This window comes from Streptomyces sp. NBC_00012 (assembly GCF_045040875.1).
GTDB lineage: Bacteria > Actinomycetota > Actinomycetes > Streptomycetales > Streptomycetaceae > Streptomyces.
Genome location: NZ_CP108309.1, coordinates 769,134 through 792,381, shown reverse-complemented (window position 1 = coordinate 792,381; position 23,248 = coordinate 769,134). Strand labels below are relative to the sequence as shown.

18 protein-coding genes and 1 riboswitch are annotated in these 23,248 nt (G+C 71.0%); of the genes, 12 read left to right on the top strand and 6 right to left on the bottom strand.

The features are described 5' to 3' along the window. Positions 1–27: 27 nt before the first annotated feature. Positions 28–1,296, bottom strand: coding sequence for an APC family permease (locus OHA19_RS03845; protein ID WP_405719951.1), 1,269 nt, complete (start codon positions 1,294–1,296; stop codon positions 28–30). Positions 1,297–1,500: 204 nt separating this feature from the next. Here OHA19_RS03845 and OHA19_RS03840 point away from each other — a divergent pair, with 204 nt between their 5' ends. Both OHA19_RS03840 and OHA19_RS03835 read left to right on the top strand, forming a co-directional pair. Further along, positions 1,501–1,881 carry a hypothetical protein gene (locus OHA19_RS03840; protein WP_405719953.1) on the top strand — a complete coding sequence of 127 codons (381 nt, stop codon included), beginning with the start codon at positions 1,501–1,503 and terminating at the stop codon, positions 1,879–1,881. Positions 1,882–1,987: 106 nt separating this feature from the next. Continuing rightward, positions 1,988–2,656: a DUF305 domain-containing protein gene (locus OHA19_RS03835; RefSeq protein WP_405719955.1), complete on the top strand. Its 669-nt coding sequence runs from the start codon at positions 1,988–1,990 to the stop codon at positions 2,654–2,656. Positions 2,657–2,742: 86 nt separating this feature from the next. Here the strand turns inward: OHA19_RS03835 and OHA19_RS03830 are convergent, their stop codons facing one another. Then, complete coding sequence (locus OHA19_RS03830; RefSeq protein WP_405719957.1) at positions 2,743–4,407, bottom strand: ABC-F family ATP-binding cassette domain-containing protein; 1,665 nt, start codon at positions 4,405–4,407, stop codon at positions 2,743–2,745. 529 nt (positions 4,408–4,936) lie between these two features. Continuing rightward, positions 4,937–5,122: riboswitch (cyclic di-AMP (ydaO/yuaA leader) on the top strand. A gap of 4 nt (positions 5,123–5,126) precedes the next feature. Here OHA19_RS03830 and OHA19_RS03825 point away from each other — a divergent pair. Next, entirely contained in the window at positions 5,127–5,624 is a 498-nt protein-coding gene (locus tag OHA19_RS03825) for a transglycosylase SLT domain-containing protein (protein WP_405719959.1), read from the top strand. Between the two features lie 34 nt (positions 5,625–5,658). Here the strand turns inward: OHA19_RS03825 and OHA19_RS03820 are convergent, their stop codons facing one another. Further along, complete coding sequence (locus OHA19_RS03820) at positions 5,659–6,816, bottom strand: FAD-dependent monooxygenase (RefSeq protein WP_405719961.1); 1,158 nt, start codon at positions 6,814–6,816, stop codon at positions 5,659–5,661. An 84-nt stretch (positions 6,817–6,900) separates the two neighbouring features. On the opposite strand from OHA19_RS03820, the gene OHA19_RS03815 reads away from it, so the two are divergent. Further along, complete coding sequence (locus OHA19_RS03815; RefSeq protein ID WP_405749392.1) at positions 6,901–7,527, top strand: TetR/AcrR family transcriptional regulator; 627 nt, start codon at positions 6,901–6,903, stop codon at positions 7,525–7,527. 56 nt (positions 7,528–7,583) lie between these two features. Here the strand turns inward: OHA19_RS03815 and OHA19_RS03810 are convergent, their stop codons facing one another. Then, complete coding sequence (locus OHA19_RS03810; protein ID WP_405719965.1) at positions 7,584–7,901, bottom strand: hypothetical protein; 318 nt, start codon at positions 7,899–7,901, stop codon at positions 7,584–7,586. Between the two features lie 370 nt (positions 7,902–8,271). Here OHA19_RS03810 and OHA19_RS03805 point away from each other — a divergent pair, with 370 nt between their 5' ends. From OHA19_RS03805 to OHA19_RS03790, 4 genes are all read left to right on the top strand, one after another. Further along, on the top strand, positions 8,272–9,669 hold the full coding sequence (locus OHA19_RS03805) for an APC family permease (protein WP_405749390.1): 1,398 nt from the start codon (positions 8,272–8,274) through the stop codon (positions 9,667–9,669). 202 nt (positions 9,670–9,871) lie between these two features. After that, positions 9,872–10,984: an NAD(+)/NADH kinase gene (locus OHA19_RS03800; protein WP_405719969.1), complete on the top strand. Its 1,113-nt coding sequence runs from the start codon at positions 9,872–9,874 to the stop codon at positions 10,982–10,984. A 46-nt stretch (positions 10,985–11,030) separates the two neighbouring features. Then, positions 11,031–11,684, top strand: coding sequence for an HD domain-containing protein (locus tag OHA19_RS03795; RefSeq protein ID WP_405719971.1), 654 nt, complete (start codon positions 11,031–11,033; stop codon positions 11,682–11,684). A gap of 251 nt (positions 11,685–11,935) precedes the next feature. Beyond that, positions 11,936–12,808: an EamA family transporter gene (locus OHA19_RS03790; protein ID WP_405749388.1), complete on the top strand. Its 873-nt coding sequence runs from the start codon at positions 11,936–11,938 to the stop codon at positions 12,806–12,808. 25 nt (positions 12,809–12,833) lie between these two features. On the opposite strand, the gene OHA19_RS03785 is transcribed toward OHA19_RS03790, so the two are convergent. Beyond that, complete coding sequence (locus OHA19_RS03785; protein WP_405719975.1) at positions 12,834–13,850, bottom strand: LacI family DNA-binding transcriptional regulator; 1,017 nt, start codon at positions 13,848–13,850, stop codon at positions 12,834–12,836. Positions 13,851–14,074: 224 nt separating this feature from the next. On the opposite strand from OHA19_RS03785, the gene OHA19_RS03780 reads away from it, so the two are divergent. Both OHA19_RS03780 and OHA19_RS03775 read left to right on the top strand, forming a co-directional pair. Next, positions 14,075–17,440, top strand: coding sequence for a glycosyl hydrolase (locus OHA19_RS03780; protein WP_405749386.1), 3,366 nt, complete (start codon positions 14,075–14,077; stop codon positions 17,438–17,440). A 100-nt stretch (positions 17,441–17,540) separates the two neighbouring features. Then, a complete protein-coding gene (locus tag OHA19_RS03775; protein WP_405749384.1) occupies positions 17,541–19,229 on the top strand; it encodes a hypothetical protein in 1,689 nt (562 codons plus the stop codon). Positions 19,230–19,526: 297 nt separating this feature from the next. Here OHA19_RS03775 and OHA19_RS03770 read toward each other — a convergent pair whose 3' ends face one another. Beyond that, entirely contained in the window at positions 19,527–20,117 is a 591-nt protein-coding gene (locus OHA19_RS03770; RefSeq protein WP_405749382.1) for a lytic polysaccharide monooxygenase, read from the bottom strand. 256 nt (positions 20,118–20,373) lie between these two features. Between OHA19_RS03770 and OHA19_RS03765 the strand changes: the two genes are divergently transcribed. Then, the gene (locus tag OHA19_RS03765; protein ID WP_405719983.1) at positions 20,374–21,882 is read left to right on the top strand and encodes a glutamate synthase subunit beta; all 1,509 of its coding nucleotides are present in this window, start codon (positions 20,374–20,376) and stop codon (positions 21,880–21,882) included. A 421-nt stretch (positions 21,883–22,303) separates the two neighbouring features. Beyond that, on the top strand, positions 22,304–23,245 hold the full coding sequence (locus tag OHA19_RS03760; RefSeq protein ID WP_405749380.1) for a sterol desaturase family protein: 942 nt from the start codon (positions 22,304–22,306) through the stop codon (positions 23,243–23,245). Positions 23,246–23,248: the final 3 nt, after the last annotated feature.

Here is a 23,248-nt window from a genome sequence, read left to right as displayed (position 1 = left end):
GCATCCGCTCCACCCACCGGACGGCCGCTAACCACGTGCGCGGCGCAGAACCACGCGCACGCCGTGGGCCGAAGCCCCGGCCGCGAGCACTGCGGTGCCGGAGACGACCGATGCCGACGGCAGCGCGAACGCGAGCAGCAGACAGCCGGCCAGCCCGGCGGCGGGCACGGCGAGCGGCGGGCGGCCCTCGTCCGGGGCGAGCTTCAGGGCGGCGGCGTTGGCGATGGCGTAGTACGCGAGGACGCCGAACGAGGAGAAGCCGATCGCCCCGCGGACGTCCGCCGTGGCCGCGAGGACGGCGACGACGGCGCCCACCGCGAGCTCCGCCCGGTGCGGCACCCCGAAGCGCGGGTGGACCGCGGCGAGGGCGTGCGGCAGATGGCGGTCGCGGGCCATGGCCAAGGTGGTGCGTGAGACACCGAGGACGAGCGCGAGGAGCGAGCCGAGCGCGGCGACGGCCGCGCCGGCCCGGACCACGGGCACGAGACCGGGGACCCCGGCGGCACGTGCGGCCTCGGCCACCGCGTCCGGGGTGTGCGCGAGACGGTCGGGTCCCAGGACGGCGAGCAGCGTGACGACGACGGCCGCGTAGACGAGCAGCGTGATGCCCAGCGCGAGCGGGATCGCGCGCGGGACGGTGCGTCGCGGGTCGCGGACCTCCTCGCCGAGAGTGGCGATCCGCGCGTACCCGGCGAACGCGAAGAACAGCAGACCGGCGGCCTGGAGCACGCCCCCGGCCGTGACGTCCGTGCCGAAGGCCAGCCGCCCGGCCTGCGCGGTGCCGCTGCCGAGGCAGGCGGTGACGACCGCCGCGAGGACGGCGAGGACGAACGCGACCATCACCCGGGTCAGCCGGGCGGACTTGTGCACGCCGGTGTAGTTGAGGGCGGTCAGGGCCACCACTGCCGCGACGGCCACCACGTGCTCCCGGCCGGGCCACACATAGGCGCCCACGGTCAGCGACATCGCCGCGCAGGAAGCCGTCTTCCCGACGACGAAAGCCCAGCCGGCGAGCAGGCCCCAGAACTCGCCGAGCCGCTCCCTGCCGTACACATAGGTGCCGCCGGACTCCGGGTGGCGGGCGGCCAGCCGGGCCGAGGACGTCGCATTGCAGTACGCCACCAGCGCGGCCAGCCCCAGCCCGGCCGGCAGCCAGGAACCGGCCGCGCCCGCGGCGGGCGACGGTGCGACGAAGACGCCTGCCCCGATCATCGAGCCCAGGCCGATCACCACGGCGTCGAACACGCCCAGGCGGCGCTTCAGCCCGCCCGCCGCCGATGATGCCGATGCGGTCATCGCCCACTCCAGTCGCTACAGGTGCACAGGTCGGGGGCACCGTAGCCGGGCAAGGTGTCCGGCAGGGGGCGGGGCGGCACACGACGGGAAACCCGGTGGGGGTATCGTCGGGCACACCGCAGGACCCATCGACCCGTACGACGAGCATTCGAGGCAGCCGTGGATCGCGGACGGACACGCACACCGGGAGCGTCCCGGCTGCTCGTGCTCTGTGCCGTCCTGCTCGGGCTGTTCCTCATGCACGGAGCGCCCGCGAGCGCCGCGGAGGGCTGCCACGACGCGATGGCCGTCACGGCGGCCGAACCCGCGCCGGGGGCCATGCCGATGGCCGACGGCCACTCCGCCATGGAGACCGGGCACGGTCCCGGTCAGGCGGCGGCCGCCATGGCCGCGATGAGCGGCGAGTCGTGCGTATTCACCCATGCCCGTGACCGGGTGCTGCCGCTGCTGATGGCACTGGGCCTGGTACTCCTGGCCGTTCGGGCGCTCGCCGGGCGCCGTACGGGTGTACGCGGACCGGCCCGGCGGGGACCGCCGTTCGCCGGCAGAGGGCTGCTGCTCCAGGTGTGCATCGCGCGGACGTGACAGGAATCCGCCGGTCCACGGGCCTTCGAGGCCGGGCCGGCCGGACGCCCCTGCCCCTTTCGCGCGCCACGGACGTGGCGCACCCACCTGGAAAGAACCTGTGATGATGTCCGCTTCCCGCTTCCCCGCGTCCCGACGCCGCCCCCTCGCGGCCGCCGGCACCGTCGCCGCCCTCGCTCTGGCGCTGACCGCCTGCGGCTCCTCCGACGGCTCGAAGAACGACGGTTCGTCCATGCCCGGCATGGACCACGGCTCCGCCGGCGCCTCCGCACCGGCCACCCCTGGCGCCGAGTTCAACGACGCCGATGTGAAGTTCGCTCAGCAGATGATCCCGCATCACCAGCAGGCCATCGAGATGGCGGAGCTGGCGGACGGCCGCGCCGCCGACCCCGAGATCAAGAAACTGGCCACCGCGATCGAGAAGGCCCAGGACCCCGAGATCAACACGATGAAGGGCTGGCTGACGTCGTGGGGCAAGCCGTTGCCCTCGTCCTCGATGGGTGACATGCCCGGGATGGATCACGGTGCGGACGGCTCGGGCATGCCCGGAATGATGTCCGGCAAGGCCATGAGCGATCTGGCGGCCGCCAAGGGCAAGGACTTCGACAAGAAGTTCGCCCAGCTCATGATCGGGCACCACCAGGGCGCCGTCACCATGGCCGAGGACGAGCAGAAGAACGGCGAGAACGCCGAGGCGAAGAAGCTCGCCGGTGCTGTCGTCACGGCCCAGACCGCCGAGATCGAGCAGATGAACAAGATCATCGACAGGCTCTGATCCCGGCAGGGGTGCGGGCCTCCGTCGCACGGAGGCCCGCACCCCCTCCCGGTCCGGCCGGTACGGAACGTTCCGACGCAGACCGCTCAGCCGGCGGCCTCCGGCGCAGAGAGCAGCCCGGCCACCTCCTCCGCGCCGGTCTCCCGCAGCTCCTCCCCGACCAGCAGCCACCTGGTGATGCCGACCGATTCGAGGAAGGCCAGGTCGTGACTGGCGATCAGGAGCGCGCCCTCGTAGGAGTCGAGCGCACCGGTCAGCTGCCGCACGCTGGCGATGTCGAGGTTGTTGGTCGGCTCGTCCATCATCAGCAGCTGCGGGGCCGGTGCGGCAAGCATCGTCGCCGCGAGGGCGGCACGGAAGCGTTCTCCGCCCGACAGTGTGCCCGCCGGCTGTTCCGCGCGCTTTCCCTGGAAGAGGAAGCGCGCGAGCTGGGCGCGGATGTGGTTGTCGGTGACCCCGGGCGCCATCCGGGCCACGTTCGCCGCGACGCTCAGTTCCTCGTCCAGCACATCGAGCCGCTGCGGAAGGAACCGCACCGGTACGAAGGTCCTTGCCTCGCCGGACAGCGGGGCCAGCTCGCCGGTGAGTGTGCGCAGCAGCGTCGTCTTCCCGGCGCCGTTGCGGCCGACGAGCGCGATGCGCTCCGGCCCGTTCACCTGGAGGGTGCCCTCGCGCAGGCGGCCGAACCGGGGGCGCAGCCCGTCCAGGCTCAACACGGTGCGCCCGGTGGGCACCGCCGTGTGCGGGAGGCTCACCCGGATCTCGGCGTCGTCGCGGATCGCGTCGGCGGCCTCCTCCCGGCGTTCGCGAGCCTCGTTGAGGCGCTCCTCGTGGACGCCGCGAAGCCGGCCCGCGGACTCCTGCGCCGACCGCTTCCGGCGGCCGGCCAGGATCTTCGGCAGACCGCCCTCGGCCTCCGCCTTCCGGCCGTTCTTCTGGCGCCGGGCCAGCTTCACATGGGTTTCCTCCAGTTCGCGCTTCTGGCGGCGCACATCGGCCTCTGCCGCACGCAACATCCGCCCGGCGGCCTCCTGTTCGGCGGCCACGGCCTCCTCGTAGGCCGACCAGCCACCGCCGTACCAGTTCACCGAGCCGGTGCGCAGTTCGGCGATCCGGTCCACGCGCTCCAGCAGTTCCCGGTCGTGGCTGACCACTACCAGTACGCCCGAGCGCCAGGAGTCGACGGCCTCGTAGAGCCTGCGGCGCGCGAACACATCGAGGTTGTTGGTGGGCTCGTCCAGGAGAAGGACGTCGGGGCGCTCCAACAGCAGCGCGGCCAGCCTGAGCAGGACGGTCTCCCCTCCGGACAACTGCCCCACGGTGCGGTCCAGTTCGATGCCACCGAGGCCGAGCGAGCCCAGTGTCGCCAGGGCCCGTTCCTCGACGTCCCAGTCGTCGCCGATCGTCTCGAAGTGCTTCTCGTCGACGTCCCCGGCCTCGATGGCGCGCAGCGCGTCGCGCCGATCGGCGATACCCAGGGCCCGGTCCACCCGCAGTGTTGTGTCGAGGGTGATGTTCTGCGGAAGGTGGGCGAGGCTGCCGCCGACGGTCACCGACCCCTGGGACGGGCGCAGTTGACCGGCGAGCAGTCGCAGCAGGGTGGACTTGCCGGCGCCGTTGGTGCCGACGAGACCGACGCGCCCCCGGCCGATGCCGAGCGAGAGCCCGTCGAAGACGGTCGTGCCGTCCGGCCAGCGGAAGGTCAGCGCCGAGCAGGTGAGGGAGGCGTGGGGAGTGGTGGGTGTCGCCATGGTGTTCCTCGCATTCGCAAGCGCAGTGAAGGGGGCTTCGTATGCGAGCACCACGCAGCGACCGGGCAGCGGAAGGAGGTGCGGCGGTCCTGGAGATCGAGGGACGGCTCATGCACCGAGGTCGCATCCACGCGGGGTCACGGGCAGTGCCAAGCACTGCTACGGCGTGACGGGCGTACGGACGGAGCCGTACGGCGCGATGTTCGCGAACCTCAGATGCGCAACGTCCACCTCAATCGGAGACAACAGGACATCAAGACTGTAACGACAGGGAGGAGGAAAGGCAATGTCACCGATGCCGGGCGACCGTAGTGCGAAATGCCCGCTTTTGTGAATTCGTGGCGCGAGTCACGTTCGGCCTCCGAGCTGCCGTGCCCCGTGCATCGGTTCCCTTTCCGCGCAAGGGGAGTGGCTTGTCCGGTGTGAGGTGGGTTACCGAAATTCCCGTTACTCGATCTTGTGGGTGAATTGCATTCGGAAATTAGGGTCTTGTCCCGTTCGGCTCTTCTCGCCTACGGTCACGGTCAATCCGGACGGAACGCCGAATCCTGCCGCCGTCCGGCAATCCGACCACCCATGTACGGCAGGAGCGGGGGACCCAGGTAAGCCGCCGATCCGGAATCCGGAACGGCTCGGGGTGAAGCCGCGTTCGTGCGCGGCCAGGCATCTCCAGCCTGAACCCGACAGCTCACCTCGCAGGCGACGGAGAGGAATCCACCATGCTCGCAACGGGCACGTACCGTCGTCGCAAGTCCACCCCGCTGACCCGCGGTTTCATCGCCGTGGGCACGGGCGCCGCCGCCCTCCTGCTGCCGCTGCTCGGCGCCCACACCGCGTCGGCGGCTCCGGCGCAGTCCGTCAGCGCCGCCGCCCCGGCCGCGCAGTCCGCGACGTACACGAACGATCTGGACGGCTGGATCAAGGAGTCGCTGGCCATCATGGCCGAGCACGGCATCCCGGGCAGCTACGACAGCATCCACCGCAACATCATGCGCGAGTCGTCCGGCAATCCGAAGGCCATCAACAACTGGGACTCGAACGCCGCCGCCGGGACGCCGTCCAAGGGCCTCCTCCAGGTCATCGATCCGACGTTCCGGGCCTACCACGTGCCCGGGACCGCGATGGACAGCTACGACCCGGTCGCCAACATCACGGCAGCGTGCAACTACGCGGCCGCCAAGTACGGCTCCATCGACAACGTCTTCGGGGCCTACTGACGTACGCCGCCGCATGACCGGGGCCGTCCCGAGGTCAGCCCAGCCTCGGGGGTGTCCAGTCGGCGTGGCGGAGGATCGTGCGGACGGTGACACGGGACGGTGCGAGACGCAGTGCCGTGTTGCGCAGGGCGACGGCCGCCGGGCGGGACAGCTGCTGGCCCATCCGGCCGGCCTGCCGCGCGGCCCGGGCGACCGACTGGCTGCGGGGCCGGCGCTCCGCGTCGTAACGGCCGAGAGCCGACTCGACGGTGGCTTCGGTGGAGAGCGCGGCGGCCAGTGTCGCCGCGTCCTCCAGCGCCTGGCAGGCCCCCTGGCCGAGATTCGGGGTCATGGCGTGCGCGGCGTCGCCGAGCAGTGCGATCCGGCCCACCACGTAGGAGGGAAGCGGGACGGCCAGCTCGTCGACGTCATGATGCAGGACGGCATCGGGCCGGGTCGCCGCCAGCAGGGCGGGAATGGGGTCGTGCCAGCCGCCGAACCGGCGGCGGACCTCCGCCAGCGGGTCCGGATGGCGCACGCCGGCGGGGGAGTTGAGCACCGCGTGCCACTCGGCCCGGCCGTCCGCGAAGGCGATGTGACCGAACTCGGCGCCCGCTCCCCACGTCAGCTCGAAGTCGGTACGCAGGTCGACCGGCGTCTCGGTGATGGCGCGCAGCACCGTCGAGCCGCTGTAGGCCGGACCGGGGTGCCCCGGGAGCAGCAGGCCGCGCAACCGGCTGCCGATCCCGTCGGCGGCCACGACCAGATCCGCTTCCAGCCGGGTTCCATCGGCGGCCATCCGCACCCGCGAGGCGTCGGAGCGGTCGACGGATGTCACCTCCGCCCCGATGATCAGGGATTCGGGAGGCAGCGCCGCGCGCAGCAGCCGGTGCAGCCCGGCCCGGGGGATGCCCATGATCGGGGTGCCCAGCTCTCGTTCCAGCGCGGCTCCGTCCATGCGCGCCAGCAGACGGCCGTCCGGGGTGCGGGTGCCACCGGTGTACTGGGGGCGCGCGGCCGCGCGTACCGCCGCGCCGACACCGAGGGCGTCCAGCGCGTGCATCCCGTTCGCGTGCAGGGAGATGCCCGCGCCCGCGTCGTCGAGGGTGCGGGCGCGTTCGACGACCGTCACCTCCCAGCCGATGAGCCGCAGCCCGATCGCGGCGGCCAGTCCACCGATGCCGCCGCCGACAATCACCGCGTTGTTGCCCATGCCGGGTCCCCTCTCGTGCTCCGCCTCGCCCTTCTACACCTGTAGAAGGAGGGTACGCCGTCTCTACAGGTGTAGAAAGGGGTGATGACCACAGAACGACGTGCCGTCCTGGCCGATGCCGCCATCCAGGTGCTGGCCGAGGAAGGGATGCGGGGCCTGACCCACCGGGCCGTGGACCGGGCGGCGGACCTGCCGCCCGGCACCACCTCGGCGTACTTCCGCACCCGTCAGGCCCTGCTCACCGCGCTCGTCAGGCGGCTCGTCGCGCACGACCAGGCGGAACTCCAGGAGGCCGGCGAGCGGGCGCCGGTGCCGCGTGACGCCGGTGAACTGACGGACGGGCTCGCCGGCTTCGTCGAACGGCGGCTCACCGGAGAGGGGCGGCAGCGGTCGCTCGCCCGTTATGCGTGCGCGGTCGAGAGCGTGCGCCACCTCGAGCTGCGCGAGATCCTCCTGCCGCGGGAGAACGCGGCCCGTGACGCCGTGCGGGCGTTCCTGCGCGCGCAGGGCGTGGCCGACGCCGAGGGCCGCACGCTCACGCTGCTGGCCTGCGTGGACGGGCTGGTCTTCGACCGGCTGGTGGGCGGCGGGGGAGTGCCGAGGGAGGAGATCTCGGGGCTGGTCGCCGCGGCCCTCCGCGGCTCCGGCCCCGGCGAAGGACCTGACTCCGGATCCGGCGGAGGATGTGACTCCGGCTCCGGGGGGGCGTGACTCCGTCGCTCAGGGATGACGCCCGGCCGCGTCACGCGGGGTGATGCCCGGCCGTGTCACTCCTGGGCGCGTTCCGCCGCCCGCCGCGGTTCGCGTCGGGGCATCACGGGAACGGTCGCAGCCTCCCCGCCCCGCACCGCCTGCACCGCCGCGTCGTGCAGGCGACGGCTGTCCTCCTCCGAACAGCACCGCACCGGACTGCCCGACATGGTGAACCAGTCGATCGCACCGGTGTACTGCACCGTGACCTGAGCCGAGTCGTCCGCCCAGGTCGTGTGAACGGTCAGGTCCCCGGACAGCACACCGACCTCGTCCGTGAGCACGCCACCGCGCCCAGAGAACACACCGCAAGTCGTCCATGACGCCCAAGCCATGACTCCAGGCTGGCACCAACTCCGGGAATGCGCGACCTGCGAGCCCCGCACCCAGGCTGCCCGGGACGCCGACCCGCCTGCCCAGGACGCCGCCCTGACCTTCCGGATGCTGGAAATGGGGGAAACTTTCCATCGGGTCCGACTGCGGTTCCCGCACCCCCCGATCCCCGGGCCTTGACGCGTTGTTAGCGCAAAATCGTCGAATCTGGCTCCCGGAACAACGAATTCCGAAGGTGAACACCTCTTGACCTGCGGAACACGTCAGGATTGCATGTCGCGCTGGGAGCGACGAAACCACTCACCACGTCCTCGTCTGGAGGCGATACCGCTCCCGTGCTCGGACACCGCACCTGTTGATCGGAACCGCACGATGACCGAAACGCTCAGCGCTCCCCAGGCGCTCGCACCAGCGACCGGCCCCACCCCACAGAAGCTCAAGCGTTCCATCGGCGTCGTGGGCGGAACACTGCTCACGCTCTCCTGCGTGACGCCCGCCTCGACCCTCTTCGTGGTCGTGCCGGACCTGTTCTCCAGCCTCGGCACGTACACCGCCCTCACCATCGCCATCGGCTCACTGCTCTGCATCGCGGTCGCCTTCTGCTACTCGGAACTGGGCACGCTCATTCCGAGTGCCGGGGGCGAGTACGCCATGGTGTCGACGATGGCGGGGCGGCTCGCCGGGTGGCTCGTCTTCGTGCTCTCGCTGCTGGTCGTGATGATCGTGCCCCCGGTCATCGCCATGGGAACGGCCGACTACCTCGCGCCCATCGTGCACATTCCGGCTTCCGTCGCGGGCGCGGGCGTCATGGTGCTCGCCACCCTCGCCGGTCTGCTGGACCTGCGTGCCAACGCGTGGATCACCGGCATCTTCCTCGTCCTCGAAGTGATCGCGGCGGCCGTCGTCGCCGTACTCGGCTTCGCGCACTCCGAGCGCGGTGCCTCGGCACTGGTGCACGGCTCGGTCGCCTCGTCGGACGGCGGGAGCTCGACCGTCACCGCGATGATGGTGGTCTCCGGGCTCGCCATCGCGCTCTTCATCACCCAGGGCTTCTCCACGGCCGTCTACCTCTCCGAGGAGCTGGAGAACCCGCGGCGCAATGTGGCCCGCACCGTGCTCGCCACCCTCGCCATCTCCACGGCGGTCATCCTCGTCCCGGTCATCGCCGTCACCCTGGGCGCCCCCGACCTGGCGGCCCTGACCTCGGGCGACCTCAACACCATGGTCGCAGCCTGGTCCAATTCCGCCGTCGGGACCTTCGTCAGCCTCTGCGTCGCCCTCGCGATCATCAACGCGGGCATCGTGATGGTCATCCAGAACTCGCGGGTGCTGTTCGCCTCGGCCCGCGACAGGGCCTGGCCCGGGCCGGTCAACAACGCCCTGTCCCGACTCGGCCGGTTCGGCTCTCCGTGGGTCGCGACCCTGGTCGTCGGCGTACCCGGCGCGGCGCTCTGCTTCGTCAACCTCGACACCCTGTACGGCGTCACCGGCGTTTCCGTCACCGCGATGTACCTGCTGGTCGCCGTCGCCGCGCTGCTCTGCCGCCGCGGCGCGCACCGCGAGGCGTCGGCCTGGCGCATGCCGCTGTGGCCCGCGATCCCGGTGCTGCTGATCGCCGTACTGGCGTACATCCTGACTCAGCAGGAGACCGAGTACCTGCTGTGGACCGGCGGGATCACGGCGGTTGCCACGCTCTACTGGGCGTTCTACCTGCGGCCCCGCAGGGAGACCCGCTGGCTGGTCAGCATTCCGGAGGACGTGCGGTCCTGACCCGGACGAGTTCTGTGCCGTGCCCGGCCCGTCGGCGGAGACCATCCGCAGGCGGGCCGGGCACGTGTCGTCCGGGGCGCCGTTGCGGGTCGGTTCGCCCGACCGGGCGCCGCGACCGCCCGGCGACGGGCGGACCCACCCCCGACTCCCGCACAGTGGGGTGAGGACAGGCCGTCGTCGCGACACAGGGAGTCGGAGCCGGATGAGCGTGGATCGGGTCGGAGTCGTCGTGCACCAGGGCCGTCCCGAGGCCGTCGTCGCGGCGGGCGTCGTACGCGACTGGTGTGCCCGCGAAGACATCCCGTGCACGGACATCGATGTGTGGCGCGACGACGAACGCAGGCGCGGCGGCCGCGAGGAGGCAGATGTCGCGGGCAACCCCGATCTCATCGTGACGCTCGGTGGCGACGGGACATTCCTGCGCGGCGCCCGGATCGCGGCCAAGACCGACGGCGCCGTCCTGGGGATCGACCTGGGCCGCGTCGGCTTCCTCACCGAGGTCCCGGCCGAGGACGTGGTCCGGGCGCTCGACGCCGTCCACCGGGGCCGGGCGGCGGTCGAGGAGCGCATGACCCTGACCATGCGGGCCTCCCGCGTACTCGAAGTGCCCAAGGACATCGACGCCCTGATGGCCTACGGGCGACGCCCGATGCTGCCGCCACCACACGTCGACCTCGACGCGGAGGCCGCGGCGGAGGACTGGGGGGTGGCACTGGATGTCATCGCGCTCAACGACGTCGTCGTGGAGAAGCTCGCCCGCGACCGGCAGGTGAGCCTCGGCGTCTACATCGGCGGCCGGCTCCTCGCCTCGTACTCGGCCGACGCGGTCATCATGGCGACCCCGACCGGCTCGACCGCCTACAGCTTCGCCGCGGGCGGTCCGGTGGTCTCGCCACGCATGGACGCCGTCCTCTTCACGCCCGTGGCGGCGCACATGACCTTCGACCGCACCGTCGTCGCCGCGGCCGACGAACCGATCGCCGTACGGGTCCTGCCGCACTCGGGGCAGGGCGCGGTGACCATCGACGGCCAACTGCGCGGAGTGCTGGACGTCGGGGACTGGATCGGGGTGTACGCGGCACCGAGCCGCCTCCACGTCATCAGGCTCGGCCCGCACGACTTCTACGGGCGGCTGCGCACCCGCCTGCGGCTCACCGACGCGCCGGCCACGACGGCCGACGGGGCGAGCGCACCGCTCTTCCGCCCCGACGGACCGGTCCCGCACGACCTGGCACACCTCCATCTCTCCCTGGCGGACCGGGACGGGGCCGACGGTGTCCGGCCGCACACGGCGCCTCCCGGATCCCGCCCGTGAACCCGGACCGCAAGGCCGAAGCACCCCCTACGTCGAAGGAGTCCCCATGGCCGGCAGCGTCGATCTCCCCGCCCTCACCGACGTGACGGTTCCCCGCACCGGACTGACCTCGGCCGCCACCGAGTTGGTGCGGGACACCACCGACGACCTGATCTACCACCACTCCCGCCGCGTCTACTTCTTCGGCGGTCTCCAGGGGCGCAACGGCGGGCTGAGCTTCGACCCGGAACTGCTCTACGTCGCGGCCATGTTCCACGATCTCGGCCTCAACGAGGAGTTCCGCGCCAGCGGGCGCCGGTTCGAGGTGGACAGCGCCGACGAGGCACGGCGGTTCCTGCAGAGCCACGGTGTGCCCGAGGACAGCATCCGCCGCGTCTGGACAGCGATCGCGCTCCACACCACGCCGGGCATCCCGTCCTTCATGGAGCCCGAGGTCGCACTCGTGACGGCGGGGGTGGAGTACGACGTACTGGGCATCGGGTACGACGACATCAGCGAGGCGGACCGAGCGGCGGTCGTCGCACTCCACCCCCGGCCCGACTTCAAGCGGCGCATTCTCAGGGCCTTCACCGAGGGCATCGAACCCAAGCCGGACACCACGTTCGGCAATGTGAAGGCCGATGTCCTGGAGCGTTACGTGCCCGGGTTCGAACGGGGCGACTTCGTGGACACCATCCTGGATTCCGCCTGGCCCGAGTGAGATTCCGGCATCCGGACGGACCACCGGGAAGGAACAGACCCGCATTCCCCCGGCCCTCCCGGCAGCCCTGGTGGAGCAGAACCCCGTCGTTATAGTTGGCGCCTACAGGAAAGTGACTGTGCAGAGGTGCCCGGTGCGCCAGGCACCGGCTCCGCGGCCCCGACGGGCACCTCGCCGGCGCGGACGGTCCGGCCGCCGAACGGCTCCGTGCCCGCTGCCCGTTCCCCCACCGTCCACGGAAAGGGCGTGCGATGCCGGCCGTCCTCGTACTGCTGCTCGCCGGAACCTGGCTGCTCTCCGGCGCCCTGGTCACCGGGACCGATCCGCTGATCGTCGCCGTGGGCCGCACCGCGGTGTGCTGCGTGGTGCTCACCGCCGTCGCCGCGGCCACCGCCGAGGGCAGGGCCGATCTGCGCCGGGCCGCCGCCAGGCCGGGCACCGTGTGGCTGCTCGGTCTGCTCGGCTTCGCCGGGTACGCGGCAGGGACCCTTCTCGCCATCCCGCGCATCGGGACCTCGCTCACCAATCTCGTCGTCGCGCTGATGCCGTGCGCCTCGGTGGCCGTGGGCGCGTTGTTCTTCGGCGAACGGTCCGGGCCGCGCAAGGTGGCGGGGGCGGCGCTCGCCTGCGCCGCGGCCGTCGGATACGCGGCACTCGGCGCGGACGCGGACGATGCGGACGGGCCGGGGCTGCTGCTGGTCGCGGCGGCAACCGTGGCCTTCGCCGGGTACGGGTTCCTGTACCGGGAGCGGCTCTCCGGGCTGCCGCCCCTCGCCGTGCTGCCCGTACTCCTCGCGGCTGCCACCTGCCTGCTGCTCCCTATGGCGCTGCCCGCGCTGATCTCCCACCCCCCGACCCCCGCCGCGATCGGCGGCACGGTCGTGCTGGGCGCCGCCGTGTACGCACCCGCCTACCTCGTACAGCACAGGCTCATCCTGCTCCGCGGGCCGGTCTTCACGGCCGCTGTGCAGCTGGCCGTTCCCTTCACCGTGCGACTGGGTGACTGGGCCCTCGGCACTGCGTCCGCCCCCTCCGCGCCCGAGCTTCTGCTCCTCGCCGTGTGCTGCGGGGGCATCGCCCTCGTCACCGTCCAGCCGCCGCCCGGGCTCGCCGCCGCCGAGTGAACGCGGGGCCGATGGGCGGACCGGCTCAGCCCTCCGGCTGCGGTCCGGCCGTCGTCGCGCCGACCACCAGCGTGCACGGGTGGGCGTGCGTGCCAGGGGCGTCGCGGCCATCGGCCACCTGGGCCGCTGCGGCGGCGCCCAACGCGGCCAAGCCCGTGTCGACGGTCGTGAGATGGCGGGTGCGCTGACCGCTGATCACGTACTCCCAGTTGTCCACACCAACCAGTGCGACATCGTCCGGGACGCTCCTTCCCGCCTCCCGCAGAACGGACTCCGCGCCCAGCGCGATCTGGTCGTTCCCGCAGAACACGGCGTCGAACCGGGCGCCGGATCCGATCAGCCGGCGGCAGGCGGTGGCGCCCCAGGCCCGGCTCCAGTCGCCCCGGAGAGTGCCGGTCGCGGGTGGCAGCCCGGCCTCGGCGAGCGCGCCGAACAGCCCCTGCTCGCGCCCCGTCGCGGCGGTGTCGGCCGCCTCGCCGGTGATGTGCGCGATGCGTCGCCTGCCCAGCGACAGCAGATGCTCGCCTGCCAGCCGGCCTGCCATCCGGCCGTCGGGAACGTAACAGGAATCGTCCTCCCGGTCGGTGAGGCCGAACGCGTAGGCCACCGGGACGGAGAACTCGGCCGTGACGGAGCGCATTTCGGCCCCGAAGCCGTCGCCGAGCACCAGCAGCCCGTCGACGCGCCGGGCCAGCAGTCTGCGGACGCTCTCGGCCATCGCGTCCGGGTCGAAACCCGTGTCGTAGAGCAGGCACGCCTGTTCCCGGCCGCCCAGGTGAGTGACCGCCCCGACCAGTACCGGTTCGGTGAACGCTCCCCGGGCGTTCTGGGCGAGGATGCCGATCGTCCGGCTCCGACCCAACGCGAAGGACTGGGCCAGGGCGTTGGGACGGAAGTCGAGTCTGCGCGCGGCCTCCGCGATGCGCGACCGGGTCGCCGTCGAGACGCGGCCGCCGCCGTTCAACGCCCTTGACGCCGTGGAGAGCGACACTCCGGCGACCGCCGCGACATCGCTCAGTGTGACCCTGCCCCGTTCTGTCATGTCCGGATCCTAGCCCTGATGCACAACTGCTTGTGCAATTAAGGCGGTTACTGTGCGAACCCTTGACAGGTCTTGTTTGCGGGGCCAGTCTGTGCCGCGCTTGAGCAAGCGGTTGCGCAACGGCCCGGAGCCGCCTCGGGCCCAGTTCGGACAGGCCCTTCACCAAGACCGTGCGCAGCATTCCGCGCAGCACCCCGCGCCCGATGATCAGGGAGTTTCACGCCATGCGACATCGACCACGCAGACGTCTGTCCCGAGCGGCGGTGGCCTTCTCCACGCTGCTGGGCCTTCTGGCCTTCGGCCCGGCCGCAGCCTCCGCGGAGCGGGCCGGGTCCACCGCCGCGGGCGGCGATGAATCGGCAACCGTCCTACTGGGCAAGACGCTTGAATCCCGGGGCGCCATCATCGACGCATCCCCGGGCGGCGGCGGGGCGAGCGCCAACGCCATGACGTACGGCGGCCGCGACTGCTGGGAGATCGGCCCCGGCCGCCCCAGCCAGTACCTGTACGTCACCCTGGACGCCCGCCTCAAGCACGAGGGGGCGAACCACGCGGCCGTCGACATCGACTACTTCGACGCACCCGGAACCAAGTTCGCGCTGGTCTACGACGCGGGCACGAACCCGTGGCGCACCTCACGGGTCGTGCGGACCACCGGCACCAACACCTGGAGGACCGCGCACTTCTACATCCCGGACGGGGCGTTCACCGGTGGTCAGTACGGCCGGGACATGCGCATCGCCACCTGGGCACAGGACATGGGATCCAGCGAGAAACCGGTCTGCTTCGCCCGCTACGCATTCGAGCCCTCCTCGGTCGACACCGATGACGTACAGGTCGATGTGACGACCCCCGGCAACCTCTTCGACCCGGGCGAGCGGGCGACGTTCGGAGTCCTGTCCGCCCGCGACCGCTCCGTACCCTGGAGCGTGCGCGACTACCGCGGCCGTACGGTGCGGCAGGGGACCGCCGCCATCGACCCAGCCACCCGCGCAGGAGCTGTCGACGCCGGTGAACTGCCCGTCGGCTACTACACATTGACGCTTCGCGGGAATGCCGCGGACGGAACGCCGGTCGCCCGCACCGCCGGTTTCGCGGTGCAGCGTCCCGGCCCCGACCCGAAGCGCACCACCGACTCCTTCTTCGGCATCAACCACCACCACCGCTCCGCCCCCGGCGACGCCTGGGACGACAGCACGAAGCTGGCCGCCCGCGCCGGCGCCGGCGCACTGCGTGTCGACTCCGTCTACTGGAACAGCATCGAGCACCCCAAGGGCGAGTACCAGTGGCCCGAGGCCAGCGAACGCGTCACCGCGGACTTCGGCGCCCGCGGCCAGGACGGCCTGATGCTGCTGGGCTTCGGCAACTCCGACTACGGCAACATCCCGAGCACCGACGAGGCGTACCGGGCATTCGGGAAGTACGCCGGACAGGTCGCCGAGAAGGCCGGTGGCCGGATCGAATCGCTGGAGGTCTGGAACGAGTACTACGGAGGCTTCTCCAACGGTGTGTGCTCGCAGAGCGCCAAGTGCTACGCCAGGATGCTGGATGCCGCGTACTCGGGGGTCAAGGCCGCCGATCCGAAGGTCACCGTGGTCGGCGCCTCGTCCTTCAAGGTCCCCCTGGACTGGTTCGAGGAGCTGTTCAGGCTCGGCGGGCTCAAGCACATGGACGCGATCTCCATCCACCCCTACCGCGCCCCGGGCGACCCCGAGGGTGTCGAGCTGGACATCGCGGGCCTCAAGCGGCTGATGCGTCAGTACAACGACGGCAAGGAACTCCCCATCTGGATCACGGAGCAGGGCTGGACCTCCGCCGACCGGGACGGCGTCGGCGTCAGCGAGCAGACCCAGGCACAGGCCACCGCACGCGCCCTCCTGGAGGCCAGGGCCGCAGGCGTCGCCCGCTACTACTGGTACGACCTGATCAACGACGGCAACGGGCCCAGCAGCGCGGAACACAACTTCGGCCTGCTGCGAAAGACGGGTCCGGAGGCCAACGGGCTCAACCCGAAACCCGCGTACCTCGCGTACTCCACCACTGCCCGTGAACTGACCGGGGCGCGGTTCACCGGCCGGCTGCACACGGGCGACCGCGACCTGCACGCCTACAGCTTCAGGTCCGCGCCCGGATCGCCCGGCGGCGGCGCGGTGACCACAGCCCTGTGGAGCAGCGACCGTGCCAGCAAGCCGGTACGGGTGCGGACCGGGAAGCCGGTCACCGTGGTGGACATGCTCGGCTCGGAACGGGTCCTGGAGCCGGTGGACGGCTGGGTGCACCTCACGGCCACCGGCGCCCCGGTCTATCTGCGGGCCGCGGTGGACAAGGTGGAGCGATCGCCGCTGCTGTCGCTGTCCGCGCCCCGGGACATCGCGGCGGGTGCGGAGGTTCCGGTGACCGCCGTACTCGACAACCGGGCCACCGGTCAGGGTGACGGGGCGTCCGTACGCAAGCGCACCGCGGTCTTCGAGGTTGAGGGCGAGCGGGTCAGCGTCTCGGCGGCCCCGGGCCGGCGGGCGACCGCCGTGCTGAAGGTCCCGGCCGGTGACACACCCGGCAACCGGGGACTGGCCGCAGCGGTCACCCTCGACGGAAGGCGGGCCGGCGCGGTCGCGACCGGCACGGAGGTGACGGCCCGACCGGTGACGGTCGACGTGTCCCCGGAAATGTCGGTGAAGGGCGTCGCCCGCACGGACCGGCTGGCGGTGACCGTCACCAACCACTCGCCGGACGCACCGGTGAGGGTGACCGGCATCGACTGGTCCTTCGGCGACCTCACCGGAACGATCGGGGGCCGGGGCATCGACGACGGCGCTACGGTGCCGCCCCTCGCGGCCCGCACTTTCCGCACCACCGTCGACGGAGCCACCGCCTATGCCGTCAAGCCCGTAGAGGTGACCGCCAGACTCGCGGACGGAGGTACCGCAAGCGACAGCGACTCCTTCGGTTTCAGCCCGGTCGCCAGGGCCACCCCGCACCTGGTGGACGGGAAGCTCACCGGCCTGGGGGATGTCCCGAAGGTGGACCTCTCCGAAGTGGGCTCGTACAACGGCATCGAGCCCTCCGTCGCCGACGGTGACATGTGGGCGACCTGGGACGACAAGAACCTCTATGTGTCCGCGGTCGTCAGGGAGAAGGACCACCGGGTCGCGGGCAAGGTGGCCTGGCTGCCCGCCGGTGACAGCATCGGCATCGGGGTACAGCCGGGCAAACCGGGGGAGGGGCTCGGGCGTTGGGGCGCCGACTGGTACATGCTCTACGCCGGTGACACCGTGGCCGAGGGGCCGGGTGTCTTCGTGGAATCCCTGCCGAAGGACTACCCGGTGGGACCCGTGGCGGGTGCCGAGGTCCGAGTGTCCCGCGACGACGAGGCAGGCACCACGACCTACCTGGTCGCCGTCCCGTGGAAGCGGATCGCCCCCCTGTCGCCCGAGAACCCCGCGTTCTCGCTGACCCTGACGGTCAACAAGAACGACGGTGTGCAGCGCGACAACTACCGCTCGCTCGGCCTCGACGGATGGCAGACCTGGGGCGACGGACTCAACAACTGGAAGCTGGTGCGCTATCAGCAGGTCCAGCTGACCCGCTGACCCGCTTCTGGGCCGGTGGGTGCCCCGACACGCGGCGCCCACCGGCCATCGTTCCCGACAACCGTAACGCCGACCATCAGCAGAGAGAGGGCGGACCACCATGACCAACACCTCCATCGACACCGGCGATACGGATGGCTCCCGGCACCCGCGCCGCAGCCGGCCGGATCCACGACAGCTCCCACCGTTCGCCCGCGTGCCGGCCCTCGCCCTCGCGTCGGCCCTCGCACTGACCCTGGTCGTCGCGCTCCCGCCGTCCGCCCCGGCCGCGACGCACACCCTGTCCGTCACCTCCCCGAGCCTGATCTTCCAACGGGGCCGGGGCGCAGTGGAGTTCGGCTCGTCGGCGGCCTCGGTCTCGTGGACGGTCACCGACGAACAGGGCACGCGGGTGCGCGGCGGCACCAGCTGGCTCTCCGGCGGGAAGGCCACCGTCCCCGTCGCCGACCTGGCTCCCGGCTACTTCGAACTCTCCCTGCACGCGGGCGCCGCCCCCGACCCGACCGACCTGCGCACCTCGTTCGCCGTCATCGAACCCGTGCCGGCCGGTACGGTCGGCCCGGCCTCACCGTTCGGCGCCGCCGTGCACATCGGACGCGCGGGCTGGGGACTGGACGTGCTGGACGAGGCTCGAAAGACAGGCATCGCGCACATCCGCGAGGACGCCTGGTGGAACCGGTTCGAGACCACGAAGGGCAGTTACACCTTCCCCGCCGCCTTCTCCACCGAGATGGCGCGCGCCCGCGAGCTGGGCATCACGCCGCTGATCATCGCGAACGGCGCCAACTCTCTGTACGACAAGGGCCGGACGCCGAGCAGCCCCGAAGGCATCGCCGCCTTCGGGAAGTTCGCCGCGGCGGTGCTCGAGCACTACGACCAGCGCGATGTCGAGGTGCTCAACGAGTACAACGCAGGCACCTTCAACAACAGCGCCTGCGGGAAGACCGCCGCCTGCTACCTGGAGGTACTCAAGGGGGTCCACCAGGCCGTGAAGACGGCGGACCCGGGCGCCTCGGTCGTCGGGCCGGCCACCATCGGCATCGGCAACTGCGTGCAGGCCGACGGCACCAAGTGCTTCGCTCCGGACCTGATCGACCGCGGCGGACTGAAGGCGATGGACGCCTACAGTGTCCACCCCTACCACTTCCCCGGCGGACCGGAGTGGCTGGGCGGCTCCGGCGACACCATCGCCGGGCTGCGGCAGCGGATCCGTGCGGCCAACGGCGGCAAGGACAAGCCGATCATCCTCAGCGAGATGGGCTGGCCCACCGACACCGGTCACGGCACCACCGAACGCCAGCAGGCCGACAACCTCATCCGGCTCTACGCCACCGGCCTGGCCAATGGTGTGACCAGGATCTACTGGTACGACCTGGTCGACGACGGCCTCGATCCCGCCAACAAGGAACACAACTTCGGCATGCTCCGGCAGCCCGTGACCGCCTCCGCCGCGAATCCGGTCTCGGTCACCGCCAACGCCCCGAAACCGGCCGCGGTCGCCCAGGCAGTTGTGGCCCGGCTGCTCGGCGGCAAGACGTATGCCGGTGACGACGGGCCGGCCGCACCGGCCCACTCCCTACGTTTCACCGGCGGCGGCACGACCCGCGTGGTGTGGGCGACCACCGCCCGCGACCTCACGGTCTCGGCGACCGGCCCGGTCACGCTGGTCGACTCCTGGGGCCGACGCTCGGTCAGGCAACCGACGGACGGCCGCCTCACGTTGGAGGCCGGCCCGTCGCCGGTATTCGTCGTGGGCCCGGTCACCGGCGTCGCAGCGGCGACGCCGTAGTGCGGTGGACGTTGGATACCGGTCGATCCTCGGACAGCTGATGCGGTAGCTGTCCAGCAGGCCCGCGGCCCCCGCCCTCCGACCACGATGGCGATCACCTCTGCCATTAGCACGTCCCGTTCAGCTTCCGGCCTCGGCCGATGATTCTGAGCCAAGACACGTGCCCGGCTCGGACGGCGCCCGCCGGAACGCCGAGGCTCGCCGCGGGTGACCGCCGCTGCCCCGGGTGGGCGGCCCTCACTGTCGGGAACCGCCCACCCGGGGCTGGGGCATGTGACCGTCGGGTGCGGACCGGATTCAGAAGGTGACGTCCGAGCAGGCGTAGAACGCGTTGCCGGTGTCGGCGATCGTCCAGACGCCGAGGATCAGGTGCTTGCCCGACTTCTGCGGCAGGACCCCGTCGTGGGTCACGGTGGACCCCGGCAGGCGGTCGCCGAAGGGCACCGTCAGGAACGGCTGCGGATCCAGGTCGGCCCTGGTGAGGGGCTTGGCGGGGTCGTAGCCGTCCTTGGTGATGTAGTAGCGGAAATCGGTCGTGGCGTGCCGGGCCTCGATGCGCCAGCGGAATGTGTAGCTCTGCCCGCCGGTGACCTGCGTCGCGGGCCAGGCACCGCCGCGCGGGTCGTCGAGCTCGGAGAACCGGCCATTGCCACCGGCGCAGATGGTGCCGTCGACCGGGCCGCGGGCGGGGAAGCCCTTGGGCCCCTCGACGCTCGGCGGCTCCCACTGGATCTGGCCGCAGTTGCGCACGGTGCCGTTGCCGCAGAGCTGCTGACGGCTGACCGGAGAGTCGGTGTAGCCGTGGCTCTGGGCGCTGCCGGTGGTGACGAGGAGGGAGGCCCCGGCGATCCCGAGGCCGAGGACGAACGAGGTGATCCTTCTGCGCATGCTTCGCTCCTGGGGAGGTGTGGGGGCGCTGCGTGGCGAGTGGGGAGGGCGCGCTCCACCCCGCTAGGTCTAGACCAACTTCGAGACTAGCCAGGGCGATTGGTCATGTCCATACCAGTAATGCGCCGCCGGGTGGCCGGTCGACGGTGGCCCCGAGCGGGCCGAATGGGCCCCGTCGGCATGCTGGGCCGGGGGCAAAGCAGGCGTAGGCTGGCAAAAACGCCTGTGCACCGCGTGTGAGCGATGGAGGCGGCCCATGACCGACCCACACGGCTTCCTCAAGTTCCCCCGCCGGCCCGTTCCGGCGCGCCCCGTCCAGGAACGGCTGAGCGACTGGAACGAGGTCTACGCGGGACAAGCGCGGCTCCCCCTGGTGTCCGAGCAGGCCGGGCGCTGCATGGACTGCGGCATCCCGTTCTGCCACAGCGGCTGCCCGCTGGGAAACCTCATCCCCGAGTGGAACGCGTACGCCAGGCGCGAGAACTGGCGTGCCGCGGCCGAGCGGCTGCACGCGACGAACAACTTCCCCGAATTCACCGGGCGACTGTGTCCGGCCCCGTGCGAGGACGCCTGTGTGCTGACGATCAACGCCGACCCGGTGACGATAAAGAACGTCGAGCAGGCCATCGCCGACCAGATCTGGGAGCGCGGGTACGCGGCACCGCGGCCGCCCGAGCGGCTCAGCGGGAAGACCGTCGGCGTGGTCGGTTCCGGTCCGGCGGGCCTGGCCGCGGCGCAGCAGCTCACCAGAATCGGCCACACCGTCGCCGTCTACGAGCGCGCCGACCGCATCGGCGGACTGCTGCGCTACGGCATCCCCGAGTTCAAGATGGAGAAGCGCCACCTGGACCGCCGCATCGAGCAGATGCGGGCGGAGGGCACCAAATTCCGCACCGGTGTGGACATCGGCAGCGACCTCGACGCCGCCGAGCTCGCCGGGAGGTACGACGCGCTCGTCATCGCCGTCGGCGCGCGAGGGCGACGGGAACTGCCCGTACCCGGCCGTGAACTGCGCGGCATCCACCAGGCCATGGACTATCTGACCCTTGCCAACCGGGTCACCGAGGGCGACTGCGACGCTCCGGCCGTCACCGCCGAGGGCAAGTGTGTGGTGATCATCGGGGGAGGGGACACCGGATCGGACTGCATGGGCACCGCACTGCGCCAGGGGGCGGCGTCGGTGGTGCAGTTGGACATCAATCCGGAGCCCGGCGGCAACCGTCCCGAGAGCGAGCCCTGGCCCGTATACCCGAAGGTCTACCGGATATCCCATGCCCATGAGGAGGCCCGGGGACGGGAAGGCGCGGATCCACGGGTCTTCTCCTCGGCCACCCTCCGCTTCGATGGGGACCGGACCGGGCGGGTGCGCGCCCTGCGCCTCGCGGAAGTGGAGCCGGAGGCCAGAAGGCCGCGCCCCGGGACCGAGCGGGAGATCCCGGCGGATCTGGTCCTGCTCGCCCTCGGCTTCTACGGCCCCGAACACGGCACGGGGCTGATGCGGCAGCTGGGACTCACGCTGGACAGTCGGGGGAACTTCGCTCGGAACGCCTGCTTCGGGGCCGAGACGGCGGAGCCGTCCGGGCGGGTGGCCAGACCTGGGACGGACGGGATCTTCATCGCCGGTGACGCGGGGCGCGGCCAGTCCCTCGTGGTGTGGGCCATCGCGGAGGGGCGGTCCGTAGCCGCCGCGACGGACCGCTACCTGAGTGGTTCCACGGTGCTTCCCGCACCGATCGCGCCACAGGACCGCCCCCTGGTGGCTTGAGGGCCCCGGCCGCGCACCCCGCCGCGCGAATCGGCCGAAGCGCGGCCGGGGGCAGTGCCTCGCAGAGGCGGTCAACCTTGCCATGTCGATATTATTAGTAATTAATATTCACGCTGAATCGCGTGGTTCGGGCCTTGCCCACGACTCTCGCCACGACCCTCGCCGGGTATCGGCATGCGGCTTGAATTCGACGGTTGAGGCCGCTGAGTGGGGAAAAGTTAGTAGAGCGGGCCGGCCTGGAGAAGGCTCTCGGGTCCGTGGGGTCCATGAGGCGATCCCCATCACACTTCAGTCCGTATTTTTTGCGTGCGACACGTGGCGACCGGTGTGCCGGCCCCGTGCGCCCGCATGCGGTAAATCATCATCTCTTTCCTGGTCCGTGCACTTTGCTGAGCCGGTTCTTTTCGTGAAGGTGCTGTGAGTGGAAAATTGCGAACCGCTGCCCGGCGGTGATCCGGGGGCGGATGCCGGTCGGGTCGGAGGGGAAGGTGCCCCGGCGCCCGTCACGCGCGCGGTCCTGCGTGCGGCGGGGTACCCGTTCCTGCTGGCGGGCACGGTTTCGGTGGCCGCGGCGGCTCTGTGTCTCGACTGGGATCCCGATCGTGTGAGCCCGCTCTTCCTGCTCGGCGTCATTTCCTATCTCACCGTGCTCGAACGAGTGATTCCGCACTGCCGCGCCTGGCATCCGAATGTCGGTGAATGGCGCTGGTACGGGGTCTATTTCCTGCTGACGATGGTGGCCAGCGCATTCGCGCAGTATCTTGTCTCCGTCATTGTCTCCGAGGTGTCGCCGAGCGAATCGGAGCTCAATCTCTGGGCAGAAATACCCGCGGCATTGCTGATCGGTTCTCTCGCCAGTTATCTGGTGCACAGGTTCGGTCATACCAATGCGATATTGTGGCGGCTGCACGGTGTGCATCATGTGCCGGAAAAGGTCAATGTCGCCAATAATGGCGTCAATCACGTCCTCGATATCGTTCTCGCGCAGGGGGTCGTTCAGCTGGCTCTGGCGCTGGTCGGCTTCTCCCGCGAATCGGTGTTCGTCGTGGGCCTTTTTGTGGCCGCTCAGGGATATTTCATCCACGCCAACATCGACGTGCGCATCGGCCGGCTCAACCATGTGCTCGCCAGCCCCGAACAACACCGACTGCACCACAGCACCGATCTGTCCGAGGCGGGCCACTACGGCTCGGACCTGTCGATCTGGGACCACGCCTTCAACAGCTACACCTGGCGGCCCGGCCGCGAACCGGTCGCCGTCGGCCTCGGCGATCCCGCGCCCTTCCCCGGTACCGGGGAGATCGTCGCCAGCCTTCTCCACCCCCTGCGCAGTGCGAAGGGGCCGGGGACCGGTTCTGCCTGAACT